7 protein-coding genes are annotated in these 15085 nt (G+C 39.0%); 5 read left to right on the top strand and 2 right to left on the bottom strand.

The window, feature by feature from the left end; translation table 11 throughout:
• Positions 1 to 3: 3 nt before the first annotated feature.
• Complete coding sequence (locus ACT5E3_RS23590) at positions 4 to 4587, top strand: Calx-beta domain-containing protein (RefSeq protein ID WP_444996019.1); 4584 nt, start codon at positions 4 to 6, stop codon at positions 4585 to 4587.
• Positions 4588 to 4646: 59 nt separating this feature from the next.
• Positions 4647 to 5228 carry a hypothetical protein gene (locus tag ACT5E3_RS23595; RefSeq protein ID WP_444996020.1) on the top strand — a complete coding sequence of 194 codons (582 nt, stop codon included), beginning with the start codon at positions 4647 to 4649 and terminating at the stop codon, positions 5226 to 5228.
• Positions 5229 to 5314: 86 nt separating this feature from the next.
• Here the strand turns inward: ACT5E3_RS23595 and ACT5E3_RS23600 are convergent, their stop codons facing one another.
• A complete protein-coding gene (locus ACT5E3_RS23600) occupies positions 5315 to 9721 on the bottom strand; it encodes a two-component regulator propeller domain-containing protein (RefSeq protein ID WP_444996021.1) in 4407 nt (1468 codons plus the stop codon).
• A 229-nt stretch (positions 9722 to 9950) separates the two neighbouring features.
• Between ACT5E3_RS23600 and ACT5E3_RS23605 the strand changes: the two genes are divergently transcribed.
• Positions 9951 to 11237: a threonine/serine ThrE exporter family protein gene (locus tag ACT5E3_RS23605; protein WP_444996022.1), complete on the top strand. Its 1287-nt coding sequence runs from the start codon at positions 9951 to 9953 to the stop codon at positions 11235 to 11237.
• Positions 11238 to 11329: 92 nt separating this feature from the next.
• Here the strand turns inward: ACT5E3_RS23605 and mutH are convergent, their stop codons facing one another.
• Complete coding sequence (gene mutH, locus ACT5E3_RS23610) at positions 11330 to 12001, bottom strand: DNA mismatch repair endonuclease MutH (RefSeq protein WP_444996023.1); 672 nt, start codon at positions 11999 to 12001, stop codon at positions 11330 to 11332.
• Between the two features lie 138 nt (positions 12002 to 12139).
• On the opposite strand from mutH, the gene rppH reads away from it, so the two are divergent.
• Positions 12140 to 12676 (top strand): RNA pyrophosphohydrolase, encoded by a 537-nt coding sequence (rppH, locus tag ACT5E3_RS23615; RefSeq protein ID WP_444996024.1) that lies wholly within the window; start codon positions 12140 to 12142, stop codon positions 12674 to 12676.
• A gap of 38 nt (positions 12677 to 12714) precedes the next feature.
• Positions 12715 to 14988 (top strand): phosphoenolpyruvate--protein phosphotransferase, encoded by a 2274-nt coding sequence (gene ptsP, locus ACT5E3_RS23620; protein ID WP_444996025.1) that lies wholly within the window; start codon positions 12715 to 12717, stop codon positions 14986 to 14988.
• Positions 14989 to 15085: the final 97 nt, after the last annotated feature.

Genomic DNA, 15085 nt, shown 5'->3' on the forward strand with positions numbered 1-15085 from the left:
AATATGCTAACAAAACGACCAATAATCAATAAACTCTTAAATATCTGCTTATTTAGCGCCCTATTTTCTACCAGCGGGCTCAACGCTTCGCCAAACAAACTGTCACCTGACGCCCAAGTTGTGGTAGCTAAACCTAAATTAAGTAAACCAATAGTTCAAATCGCTAAACCATTACCTCAACTGACTAAAGCCAGAAAAAACAAATTACAAGCAACAGGTGAGAAAGTCCCTGGTTTAGACCTGATTAGAGAAGTCCCTAACAGAAATCATCCTTTTGCAGCAAGACACCTTCAACAAAAAGGTCAGTCGTCTAAAGATGGTGCATTACAAACGAAGCCGGTTTCATCTTTTAAATCCTTATCAGCCCCCATTATTGGTACAGGGTTTGATGGTATGGGTAATGTTCAAGGTGCTGTTCCACCCGATACCAATGCAGACGTAGGTCCTAATCACATTGTTCAAATGGTTAACACAGCCATTGCTGTCTGGGACAAACAAGGTAATCAATTACTCGCTCCTGTAGCCATTAATACAATCTGGGACGGATTTGGCGGCCTATGTGAAAGTACTAACCGTGGTGATCCAATTGTGTTGTATGATGGTATGTCGGATCGCTGGCTAATCAGTCAGTTTGCTTTTAATGATAGTTTTACCGATAACCATCAATGTATCGCCATATCACAAACAGGTGATCCTACTGGCTCCTACTATCTTTATGACTTTTTATGGAGTACTAAGAAATTTAACGATTATCCTCATTTTGGACTTTGGCACGATGGTTACTATGCGGGTGTCAACCAATTTACCGGGGATAAGTATAGTGGTGCAGGAGTAGTTGTTTATGAACGAGAAAAAATGCTTTTAGGGCAGCCAGCCCAACAGATCAAATTTGACTTAGAAAACTCTAAACCCGACGCATTCACACCAATGCCTGCCGATATTGATGGCATTCATTTACCACCATCAACAATGCCGCAATACTTTGTATCGGCAGGTGGAGCAGCAGATACCATTGATGTATGGACCTTTACTACAGACTGGGACACACCAGGTAACTCAGCGTTTGTGCTTAATAAAACTTTAAAAGTAGCGGCCTATAAAGGCGGTGTATGTGAGTTTGATCGAAACTGTATAGTACAACCTGCCAGCCAACGTCTAGATGCAATTGGCCAACGTATGATGTTTCGTTTAGCCTACCGTAATTTATTGGGAACACAGCATAAACTAGTGGCCAATCATACTGTTGTCGGTTCTGATACTGACAATAATATAGCTGGTGTTCGCTGGTACGAGTTTGATATTGATGCGGCTACAGGCACGCCGAGTGTTGCTAATCAAGGAACTTATAGCCTAGCTGACGGAAATTCCCGCTGGATGGGAAGCGCCGCAATGGATGCCGTTGGTAATATCGGTGTTGCGTACAGTATCTCAGGACCATCATTAGCGCCTTCTATCCGTTTTACAGGAAGGTATAAAGGAGATGCAGCTGACACGCTAACGGTCCCAGAAACGGAGCTTATTGCAGGCGGCGGCTCACAGTCTGGCGCAAACCGTTGGGGAGATTATTCCAGCTTAAGCATTGACCCTTCTGATGACTGTACTATGTGGTATACCACGGAGTACTATAAAGCAGCGAATAATAATACTACAGCTTGGTCAACTTATATTGGCAGCTTTAAGTTTGAAGACTGCGTAGCAGGCCCCGCAGGTAAAATTGTAGGAACCGTTATAGATGCTGACTCAAACACCGCTATTGAGGGTGTTGAAGTTTCGTCGGGAACATTTAGAGTGTACACCAATGAACAGGGCCAATATGTGCTTCACCTACCGGAAGACACCGGCTATCAAATCAGTTATTTCAAATACGGCTGGGTTAAACAACAAATATCATCAGTTGATATAGCAGAGGGTCAAGTCGTTGAGCAGGATATGGAATTATCGGGCGCTTCATCTATAACCGTCACTGGTACGGTGAAAGATGGTTCAGGATTAAACTCGCCCTTATATAGCGAAATCATTGCCAATGTACCAGGAGGCTCTTTAAGCACATTTACTAACCCACTAACTGGCGAGTATTCTATCAATCTTTTTGGTGGCACTTTGGTTAAACTCACCACCAATGTGCAAGATAAAGGCTACCTCAATTATTCAGTGGATATTGATCCTGCTGTTTCAGCAACACAACACTTCAATTTATTAATTGATCAATCTTGTAGCGCTTCAGGGTACAAGATTGATGGTTTAATCGAAGGCTTTGAGTCGGGAGTACCACCACAAGGCTGGACTACCGATACAGAAACGAATGGCAGTGTTTGGGCAAGCACCGCCGATGTAAGAGGTAATTTAATCGGCTCTAGTGGCGAAGCAGCCATTGCCGATAGTGATGCAACAGGCGAAGGTATTACCACCGATACCTCACTTGTTAGCCCAGTTATCAGTGTTACCAGTTTACCAAGCCAAACACTAGAGTTTGATACACTGTATCGACCATTGGGTGATGTGTTTGATGTTGATATCAATGTCGATGGTGCAGGATGGACAAACTTATTTAAAGTACCAGGTAATAATATAGCCGAACACCATACCATTGATATGTCTGCACAACTCAATGGCGCTCAAAGTTTTCAGTTAAGATGGCATTACTATGATGCAAGCTGGAATTGGTATGCACTGATTGATAACGTAAAAATCACAGGCAGCCAATGTACACCAGATGCAGGTAGTTTCGTTTTTGGTTATGTAACCGATGCTAACACACAAGAGCCGCTAGTAGGCGCTTCAATTAGCACCGAATCAAGCCAAATATACTCAGTAGCCACACCTGATGATGTTAATGTTGCAGATGGGTATTTTAAATTATTTATCAACAACTCATCAGCCCCAAATATTAGTGTTGCTAAAGAGCAATATTCAACAAAAGAAGTAACTTCGGGTGATATTTCATTAACAACGCCTATTGCACTCGATGCCGGTAAAATAGATGTACCAGCTCAATTCGATGCCTTTGAAGTTCCCAAAGGAACTGCTAGAGAATCGACTATTAGCATTAGCAACTCAGGTAATGTTGATACCGATGTCGATTTTTTTGTTGCAGCGATACCAACCAACAAAAAAATAGTTGAACAAATCAATGGCCCTTTCCATCCTTCAACAAGGCACTTTGGGCCCAAAGCATTGACAGAAATAGACACAAGCAAAATACGTTACCGCTCAGACTTTACTAGCCGAAATATTGCTCAATCACAGATGGACTATGTTAGTCGGTTTAGTATCCCACTAACTTATCCTTTTGGTATTGTCATAAACCAAACCAACGGCAACTATTGGGTTGGTGATGTTAAAGCAGGTGGTGCAAGTAAAGATGAAGCACATCAGTTTGATCCACAAGGTGTAGCTACTCGAAAAATGATTGATACCACTGCAATCTCTGGCGATTTTGCTGCGGATATGACTTTTAACAATCGAACAGGCATGTTATGGCAAGTTGAAGTAGGCAATGAGAACTGTATTCACGAACTTAACCCTGTGGATTTTACTTTAACAGGCGAGAAAATATGCCCTGAATTTGGAACCTCTCAACGTGGCTTAGCTTATGATCCAATCACTGATACCTATTATTCAGGTTCATGGAATGACAGCATTATCCATCAATTTAAACCCGATGGAACAATATTACGATCAGTGAATGTGCAAATTCTTGTTTCAGGATTAGCGCTTAACCCAGTAACAGGCAGCTTATTTGTTATGGCGAATGACTCTGAACCGGCTAAAGATGTTGTCGTTTTAAATACCAACACCGATAATCTGGATCCTATCACTAGCTTTGATTTTCCTAAAGATATTGATCTGGATGGTGATAATACGCCAGATGATTCTTTAGCTAACTTAACTCAGGGCGGTATTGCAATCGATTGCAATGGTACGCTTTGGGCACCAAGCCGTTCACATAAGGTTGTAATAGGTATTACTTCAGGGGAAACAGGTGTTTGTAGTTGGGCAAACCTGCCATGGCTATTATTAACTTCGGGCTATAACGCATCAATTGCAGCCAATAGTTCCCAAGATGTCAGCATTCGTTTTAATGCAGAAGAGCTTGAGGTAGGTGCTTATAAAGCTCAGCTTATCATCTCTGCAAACACCCCTTATGACGACTCCAACAGTACGATTACTTTAAATGTTGTTGAACCTAATACTGGTAAAGTTGAATTTGAAGTGGCAAACATAGAGATCAGTGAAGAATCAGAAGCTACCTTTTTAGTCAACCGAAGTGATGGCTCAGATCAAAGCATTAGCGTTCAATATAAAACCAAAGATGGTACAGCCGTTGCTGGTGTTGACTATACTGCTACCGAAGGAACGCTGACCTGGGAAGACTCGGATACAGAGCCTAAAGAGATCAAAGTCCCAATTTTAGCGGTTCATCAAAATAAGAGTTTTAGCATTGAACTTAGCAGCACAGATCCGGATCTGTTAAAAGTTAACACAACTCTAGCAGTTACCATTAAAGATCAGCCTAAAGGCAGTGGCTCACTCGGTTTCTTATTAATATTGTTGTTAGCATTACCTTACTTGCGTAAAAAGCTTTAACATGAATATGAAATAAATACTGCCAATAAAACAGTGATTAACAAGTAGGAATAATTTTAATGATTAAAAAAGCATTACTGACTGCAAGCATGGCTATTTTGCCTTGCTTAGCCAAAGCAGAGCTGCCCTCATTCAGCTATGTTGAAGCAGGTAAAACGGATATGGAACATGAACAGGTTGCAGGTGACTTTACTGGGTTTGAAGCCACCGCGAGTTACCAACTGGAAGATAGTTTTTATATTGCTGGTAAATATGTTTCAACCAATGACTTAGATCTTGATATGGAAACTAAAACCATTGGTATTGGTTATTATGAAGAAATATTTAACAACTCTGTTGTTTTTGTACAACTGGATGCCGTTGGAGTGATTTTTTCTCGGCCGAATACCGGCGTTTTCGATGAACAAGGTTACCAATTCAGCCTCGGTTTTAAAAGCAATATTACCGACTCGCTAGAAGTTGAATTAACATTAAAAAGACTAAACACAGGAGAAGTCGATGTCGACTATGGTGATTATCGAATCGATTATGCTGTACTAGGTTTACATTATATGTTTACTGATAACATTGGTCTTTATGCCGACTTTGAAAAAGAAGACAACAGCGAACGAACTTCTTTTGGTGTTCGATACGAGTTCTAAAAATACACTCTGTTAAACCACCACTTAACCTGATATTAAAGTGCTCAGGTTAAGTGCTTAATAGCCACTTTATCTGAATAATCACTTTATCTGAACCAACGCTTATCAATCAAAGTACATACTCTATGAGGATGATTAAACCCCTTAAACTTAATCTCATTGAGCTGAGTAAATTCAAAGTCATCTCGACATTGTGCATAAATAGGATAGCTCACCATAATTTTTCCTGGCTCAGAATGATTCTCTAAACGCGCAGCCAAATTAACGCCACTACCGATCGCTCTAAAAGCAACAATATCTTCTGAACCAAAATTACCTACTGTCGCAAAATCCTGGTGAATACCAATTCTTAATTTAACATTATGATCAATACCAGCTTCAAGCCATTCTTCGGCCAGTTCTTCCATTGCTTGCTGCATTTCTAACGCAAGGTTAGCCGCTGAATTTGCTTGCTCACGTTTATCCATATGTTCAAGTGCCCCAAATAAAATGACCAAACCATCACCTAATATTTCATTTAATACGCCATTTCTCGCTTCAACCAAACGTCCCATTCGGCCTAAAAAGCTATTCAAAATATCAGTAATTGCTTCTGGTTCAAAACGATCTGAAACTGAAGTAAAGCCAGCCAAATCAGCAAACAAAACGGTAATTTGTTTACGTTTTGCTATCAAAGGATTATTACTATCGCCAGTAACAATTTGTTTAACCATTTCCGTCGGAAAATATTTACCTAGCCGCTCACAAGCTTGCTGTAATGTTGCGGCATGGGCTTTTTGTTGTTTTGCTTCAATCAGCCCTCCTAATAACCTCATCGTATGAATTCGGCTTAGCAAAACTTCTCTTTCAATCGGCTTAGCAACATAATCATTAGCACCAGCTTCAAAACCTGCGCTAATATCTCTGGGCTGGTATCTTGCCGATAATAGTAAAATAGGTAACTCAATGGGCGAGTATTTTTTACGTAATTTTTTACAAACCTCATAGCCAGATAACCCAGGCATCATAATATCAATAACGGCTAAATCAAATTTCTTTTGTTGTGCTAACTGTACAGCTTTCAAGCCATCCTCAGCACACTCAACACTATAACCATTCATTTGCAAGAGATCAGATAGCACTTGTAAATTAATCAAGTCATCATCTGCAATTAATACTTTACCTTTCCCTTCCGCTATATGATTTTCATTATGAGGTATTTTATTACTCGCGTTAGGTGAGTTAATTAAGTGAGTACTGGTTTGTTCAACACTTGATTTAGAACTTTCAATTTCATGAGTATTCTCTAACCAGATTGGTACATCAAAATAAAACTTAGAGCCTTTATTCACTTCAGACTCAACCCATAAATTACCACCATGCTCCTCAATGAGTTGATGACTTACCGATAAGCCTAAGCCAGTTCCTCTATTGCTAATAATATCTGGCAGTGATGCTTGTTCAAAAGGTTTAAATATAATTTCCATTTGAGAGTCATCAATCCCTATTCCCGTATCACTCACACAAACTTCAACAAAGTTACCTTGAGAGGTCGCACTTATTTCAATTTGACCTCGTTGTGTGTATTTAATCGCATTACCAATTAAATTATGCAAAATTTGCTGTATTCGGTTTTCATCGGCATAAATTAATGGCAACTGATTTGGTAATCGGTTAATGATTTTTAATGATTTTTCTTCTGCTAATGGATGAAGCAAACTTACCACTACATTAGCAATAGAATAAAGGTCAACAGCCTTCCGTTGTAACACTAAATTATGATGGGAAAGTTTTTTAAAATCTAAAATATCATTAATTAATTGTGCTAAACGTTTGCCCCCATCAATAATCATTTGTAAATGATTTAATGTTTTTTGGTTTTGTAGCCCAGCAACACCTTCTTTAAGTGACTCTGCAATGCCAATAATGCCGTTTAATGGTGTTCTTAACTCATGAGAAGTGTTAGCTAAAAACTCATCTTTTAATTGATCAACTTTACGCAAATGTTCATTAATTGCTTTTTGCTCTTTAAGCTTCTTTTCATGCGAATTCAGATAAAAAGCAATCAAAGAAATTAAAATAGCGAAGTAAATAAAATACGCCCACCATGTTTGCCACATTGGCGGTTTAATAATAAATTTAACGATAGTCGTTTTGTTTAACCAAACACCATCACTATTAGTCGCTTGTAACTCAAAGGTGTATCGATTTGGATCTAGGTTAGTAAATACAGCTGTGTTAACTCCATCCGGACTTGTCCATTTCTCGTCATAAGGAAGCAGCCTATATTTAAATTGATTGCGCTTTGGATGGCGAAAATCTAAACTGGCAAACTCAAATATTAAGTCATTTGCGTCATACTCTAATTCAATAAATTTATTATTATAAGGAACCCCTTTTGTTAAAATCGTTTTACCTTGTACTTCAATATCCGTGATTTTTACTTTGGGCTGAAAGTTAGTCTGTGCTCTAGTCACAGGATTAACGATAGTTACCCCATTAACACTACCGAAATAGATTTCCCCAGACAAGGACCGAACAACGGCATTTCCATGAAATTCATTAGCGGTTAAACCATCTTCAGTTGTATAATTTTTAAATTTGATTTTTTCAGGATCAAACTCAGATAATCCTCTATTAGAACTTAGCCAAAGCTTACCTGTTGAGTCATTAGCAATGCCATAGATTGCACTATTAGGTAAGCCATCTTTTTCTAAATAACTTTTAAACTCAAATGTTTCTTTTTGTATTTGTTCAGCAGTTAATACATTCAGTCCATTAAAAGTACCAATCCATAAGTTGCCTTGTGGATCTTTATACAAACTACGTACTGTATTATCACTAATTGAAGTTTCGTCACCAGGAACATTCTCAAAACTAATCAAAGAACCAAACTCGGGATCATATCGTTGTAAGCCTTTACCCCATGTGCCAAACCAAATCATTCCATCATCATCTTGCAACATGACACGTATAGATGCATCTCCTAATTGTCCTTGATCAACAAACCGATAGTCCTGAACAATCTTTCGAGATTTTTGATCGACACGCAATAAGCCATCATCAGTTCCCACCCAAATATTACCAAAGTGATCTTTTTCAATCATACGAACCCGGCTATAACTAATATAATCACGGGGGAAGTCATAGCGCTGAATAACCGTTAATTCTTTTGTTTCGGGAGAAAAGACAGCCAACTGTCCACGCGTGTTTCCAATCCAAATATACCCCTGATCATCAATCGTAAAACTATATATCTGACTACCAAAAGGACGTTTATTAGGAGACTCAAACTGGTTAAAGCTCTCAAAAGAATTATTAGCGGGATCATAACGATCAAGCCCGTATGGTGTCGACAACCATATCATTCCCTGCTTATCTTCTTCTATGTCCCAAATAAACTCGTGGGATAAACTGTTTTTTTCGTGAGGAGAATGCGTTAAACGTGACATTCGATTGGCAAAAGAGATTGTTGTATTAATACCGCCACCAGCTGTGCCCACCCATATCAATCCAGACTTGTCTTGATACAAACTCCAAACACCATTAATCGTTAAACTATGGCCATCAGCAGAGTTTCGTTCTATATGTAAAAACTGATTCGAACCTTTGCGTCGGATATTAAGGCCACCTTCTTCGGTTCCCACCCACAAATCACCATTTCTCATTCTAAGAATAGTGCGTATATCATTATTATTTAAGCTATCCGGGTTATCTTTAATATTTTGATAATGCTCAAACCGACTTTGATCTGGACTTAAATGATAAAGGCCATCCAACCGTGTTCCTATCCATAAACTATTATCAGTATCTAAATAAAGATCATTAATTTGCTTAGGCGTACCAGGACGATTAAATGAAGAAAAAACCTGTTGCTCAACATCAAAATGGGCCAATGTTTCATTACTTGCTACCCAAAGGTTACCGCTACCATCATCAACAATATCAACAATCGCACCGTGCGGTAACGACTGATTATCTAAAGGATTATGATAAAAATGCGCAAATGCTTCTTTCTCAGGAAGATACAAGTTTAAACCGTGAGTTGTCCCAATCCAAATACGTCCTTGTGGATCTTGATGAATCACTTTTGCTTGAGGATGACTTAAACTATCAAAATCATTTTCACGCGCGACAAAACGGACAAACTCTCCAGTTTCAGGATCAAATCGATTAACTCCATTTTGATCAGTTCCCACCCAAAGATAACCTTCCTTGTCTTCAATAATCGAAAGCACGACATTATTCGAGAGTGAAGTAGGGTCTTGTGGATTGTTTTTAAAATTTACAAAGCGATAACCATCATACCGTGTTAACCCGTCATAAGTACCAATCCACATAAAACCGTGACTGTCTTGAAATATAGTATTCACAGTGCTTTGTGGTAAACCTTCTTCTGTACCAATGTGTAAAAAACTAATGGAATTACTATTAGCATAGACAGGCAATGCTAGCCCATAAAAAAACAGGTTAAGCAGAAAACAGACAATATAAATGGGCTTGGAAATCTTCAAGAATAATTACACAACATTGAGAATATTTTATAAGATGTTCTACTACACTAAAAAGTAACGCATAATTAGGAAAAAGTCATTGGAAATTAAGGATTTTTTTGATCTTAACCATAAAAAATTGACTCAACAGTGACGAAATACCTAAACAATCAAAATTTATTCATTATTATCATTTTCTGATGACGTTATATTTTTATATACTCGCCAGCAAAGAACCTGAGGATAAAATATGACGCAGTTATCAGATGCATTGGCAACAGAAAAGCGCTCTTTAGATGAGGTTCCTCATGCACCAGTAAGAAGCGAACCCGTTGGTTTTTTGCTTCGTTTATCCAAAGCACTGCATACTTATGGCCTCCCCGCTTACGAATTAGAAAATACCATGAATGGCTGCGCAGAAGCATTAGGCTATGGTATTCAATGCATGTCTCTACCCACCTCGATTAGTATGACACTGCTTCCTCCTAATAATAAACCGCACACTTATTTAATTAGAGTTGCCCCTGGTGATGTTAATTTAGAGAAGTTACGAAAAACAACAGATGTCGCCCAACTAGTCATCGCAGGCGTAATGAGTAGTGAAGAAGGTGCCGCCAGACTTAAGCAAATATCTCAAAGTGAACCTGAATATTCAGGCTGGATCACTGTTTTAGCTTTCGCGATTGTATCCGCCTGCATTGCCAGAATATTCTCTGGTGGATGGATGGAAATGCTAGCAGCCTCAATCATTGGATTGGTGGTTGGTATGATATCTTTAGCCTCTCGCACTAGACCATTGCTTGATCATTTGCTTCCTTCTACCTGTGCATTTTTAGCAACTATTCTAGCAATATTCCTCAACCACTATTGGCTAACAGGTATTGCTATTTCCGTTGTTGTTATTTCAGGCATCATTATTTTACTACCTGGTTTATCATTAACTATAGCAATGGCTGAACTTGCCACTCAAAACATGGTTTCAGGTACAGCCAGACTGACAGGTGCAACAACAGTATTCATCCAACTGGCCTTTGGTAGTGCCTTAGCAGTCGAAATAAGCAAGCTGGCCGCTTTTGAAATTCATGGAGCTGAAGTCACTCAGGTACCTCTGTGGTCTATTTTTCTTGCTGTTGCAGGGGCTGCTATTGCACTTGTTCCCTTATTTGAAGCACGAAAAAAAGATGTGTTCTGGTTTTTACTCGCTGCGCTTAGTGCCTTCTCCTCGGTGCATCTAGCCTCGTTGTTATTAGGTTCTTCATTAGGTGCATTTTGTGGTGCAATTGTTATTGGCTTAATGGCTAAATGGGTTTCTCGCTTTTTTGCAATACCAGGTGCAATGATCATGATGCCAGGATTTATTATTTTAGTCCCTGGTGCAGTAGGTTACCGTAGTATTTTAGCCTTAGTTGAAAAAGATATTGTTGGGGGTCTACAGACAGCTTTTGATGTCGCAGTTATCGGCATTGCATTAGTGGCTGGTTTTTTAATTTCATCCATGGTGCCACTACCTAAGGATAGAGCTAGGGATGAATATTAAGCTTTAGTAATAAGCGGATGCTTTTTGTTCTCCTCCTTTTAAAGTGTAGATATAGCTAAATCACTATAAATACTCTTACCCGAAGTCTCTGCTCAAATAAGCTTAAGATGCTGCATTAACAACGTCTGAGTAAATTGAGGTCTCAAATAAAACCCTCTGGGTAGCGTTTCTATCATGCCTCCCTCTCTATCGGTAGCTTTAGTCAGAACTCTTGAATGCGCTGCTTTTGGTCTAACTTGAAGAATTTCCCCCTGTCTTGCATTGATCTGATCAATTTTGCCTAAACAAACCAACTCAACAGCATGCTCCCAATCTAGGCGCAAAGTCGCTAACTGCTCATCGGTTGGCCTCCACAAAAATGGGGTAGCAATACGCGACTGAATAACTTTTTCATTAGAGTTTCGTGCAACAGGCACCCATAATACGCACTGTAATTTTCGATAAACAGGACTTTCAGTCCAATGCATAAGCGCCTGTCCTTGCAAATTGAGCACACACACATAGGTAGATTCTTGTACTCTTCCGTCATAATCAATAGGTAAAGTCTTCAACTCTATATTGAGGTGAGCAAAGTCAGGTTGAGATAAATTACCAGAATCAGCCCCTAAGCACTGTTCAATAAATTGCCCTTGCCACCCTTTTTTTCTTTGCAGACTTTGTGGAACTGAAATATTCATAGCTTCAGCAACTTCTCCGATCAATCGGCCAGCCAACTTCTCAGCCCTCTGCATTAATTCAGTTTCTGTTCTTGGAGGATCAATCAAAAGCAACACCTTTGTCTATTTATTACCCAATAATTAAGGTTTTCAACTAAAGAAAACAACATATATTCAAAGAAATTTGCTGAATCGTCAAATCTGTGTTTGAATTAGTTCATAAAGAACTTAAATTGGTATCGATAAGTGATTGATTCAGATGGATTTCGAGCCAATATCGGCATTATTGTATGCAACGATTTTGGCAATCTGCTCTGGACCAGACGCATTGGACAAAATTCCTGGCAATTCCCACAAGGAGGGGTTGATGCTGGAGAAACAGCTGAACAAGCACTGTTCAGAGAGCTTAAAGAAGAGATTGGGTTAGATAGACAAGATGTAAAAATTCTTGGTTCAACTAAAAACTGGTTAAAATACCGTTTACCTAACCGTTATATCCGTCAGGATAGCTATCCATTGTGCGTTGGCCAAAAGCAAAAATGGTATATGTTGCGACTAACATCAAATGAGTCGCGGATACATTTCGATGAAACAGGACACCCAGAGTTTGACCATTTTATGTGGGTTAATTACTGGTATCCGTTGCGTCAAGTGATATCCTTTAAACAGGAAGTATATCGTGAGGCATTGGGTGAATTGATTCATTGCGTTATGGATAACATTGCTCGCCAAAGAAAGCAGCGTGGACGCCGTAATAATCGTAAAGGAAAAGCCCAAGATTAAATCCACATAAAAACCTTCATCAAAGAAGGAGGATTCAATTGCAAGAGCAACTGAGACAAATTACCCAGGCAGTTAGCTTAGCTAGTGGAAAGCAAAACACGCTTGATGTAATCGTTTCTGAAGTATGCAAAGCACTTGATGTTGAAGTTTGCTCAATTTATTTGGCAGATTATCAATCTAATCAATTTGTGCTTATGGCCAACCGTGGCCTCAATATTAATCCAGATGATCAAATACGATTAGACTTTAATCAAGGCCTTGTCGGTTTGATAGGGCAAAGAGAAGAACCCATTCACCTTCATCAAGCGAATGAACATCCAGCCTACCATTACCTGCCAAATACAAGAGAAGAAAACTTAAATGCATTTTTAGGCGTTCCAATTATTCATCAACGTCAGGTATTAGGAATTTTAGTTATTCAACAGCAAGCCCCTCGACATTTTGAAGTTGAAGAAGAAACCTTTTTAATGACTTTGGCAGCTCAGTTATCTGCTATTCTCTCCAATAGTGAAATTAGTGAACTGTTCGAAGCAGAAGAAGATACCAATATTTTTATCCATATTTTGCGGGGTACTCCAGCCTCACCAGGAATAGCTATTGGCCAAGCCAGAGTTATCTTTCCACCAGAAGATATATATAGTGTGCCCGACAGAAAAACCAATGATATTGCAGGTGAATTAGAAAAATTAGGGGCCGCAGTCAGGGAAACTCATAAGCAACTCGATAGAATGTCTCATCGAATGCAGGGTTTAGTGTCGGAACAAGAGCTCTCACTATTTGATGCTTACAAACAAATTTTAAGTTCCAAAGGCCTGGAAGCAGAAATAACGAAACAAATTGAAAAAGGATACTGGGCACCAACAGCACTTCGCATAGTCATGCAGCAACATTTAAAAGCATTTCTTTCTATGGAAGATTCTTATTTGAGAGAAAGAGCAAACGATATCGAAGATTTAGCCAATCGAGTACTCGCTCAGCTACTTAGCGCTAACAATAATACTCAAATTCTCGAAGACGGCACAATTATAGTGGCGGAAACAGTAACTGCCGCTATGCTGGCTGAGTTGCCAATGGATAAAGTGGCTGGTGTTATCTCGGTTAGAGGCTCATCAACATCACATGCTGCTATTTTAGCCAAAGCACTTGGTATACCAACGATTATGGGGTTAGAAAACTTCCCAATTGCTCGTATTGAAAATCGAACACTCATTGTTGATGGTTACAATGGACAACTCTACATTTCTCCCAATAAAGCACTAATCAATCAATTTAGTGCACTCATAGAAGAAGAGCAGCAACTTTCTTCTGAATTAGCTAGAGATGAAGAACTGCCTAATGCGACTAAAGATGGTGTAAACATTAAATTAATGATTAATAGCAGTATTAGTACAGACTTGGCTAAAGCCAAAAAATTGGGTGCTGATGGTGTAGGGCTTTTTCGGACAGAAATTCCATTTATGCAATTAGATCAATTCCCATCCGAAAGTACACAAAGCTTAATTTATCGACAACTACTCGAAGAATTTTATGATTCTCCAGTCACTATTAGAACTCTCGATATTGGTGGCGATAAGCAACTCTCTTATTTTCCAATAAAAGAAGAGAACCCTTTTCTGGGCTGGCGAGGCATTAGAGTGACTCTCGATCACCCCGAAATATTTCTCGTACAACTACGCGCAATATTTAAAGCTAGCGCAGGCTTTGGGCAACTCAAACTAGCACTTCCGATGGTAGCAACATTAGAAGAATTAAACGAATGCTACCGACTCATTAACCAAGCATTTGATGAAGTCGAAGAAGAATTACTTTATTCAGGTAAAAATATAACACATCCCAAAGTCGGCATTATACTAGAAGTGCCAGCATTACTTTTTCACTTAAGTACCTTTACAAAAAGAGTCGACTTTATTTCTGTTGGCACTAACGATCTTATCCAATATCTAATGGCTGTTGATCGCAATAACTTACAAGTAAAAAATCTTTATAGTCACTTTCAACCTGCAGTATTAAATGCTTTAAAACAAGTAGCAGATGAATGCAAAGCCTCTCAAACGCCAATCCAGGTTTGTGGTGAAATGGCAGCCGATCCACTTGCCGCTTTATTATTAGTTGGAATGGGATATTATGATTTAAGTATGAATACGAGTAGCTTAGCCAAAGTTAAACGAGCCATCTCTCGTTTTGAGTTGAGAGAAATGCAACAAATGGTTGAAACAATTACCACCTTTGAAACCGAAGCAAAAATTAAAAACTATTTGTTAAAAGTAATAGAAAAGCGCGGATTAGGCGGACTTGTAAGGGCGGGTATTTAACACTGGTATCTAACCCGCTCACCTTGAAATGTTAGATTTATTTAGTTCATCAATAGCATTAACCAGCATACCAAACCCAGTTAAAAAAATATAATTA

It is taken from the genome of Aliikangiella litoralis (assembly GCF_052495765.1).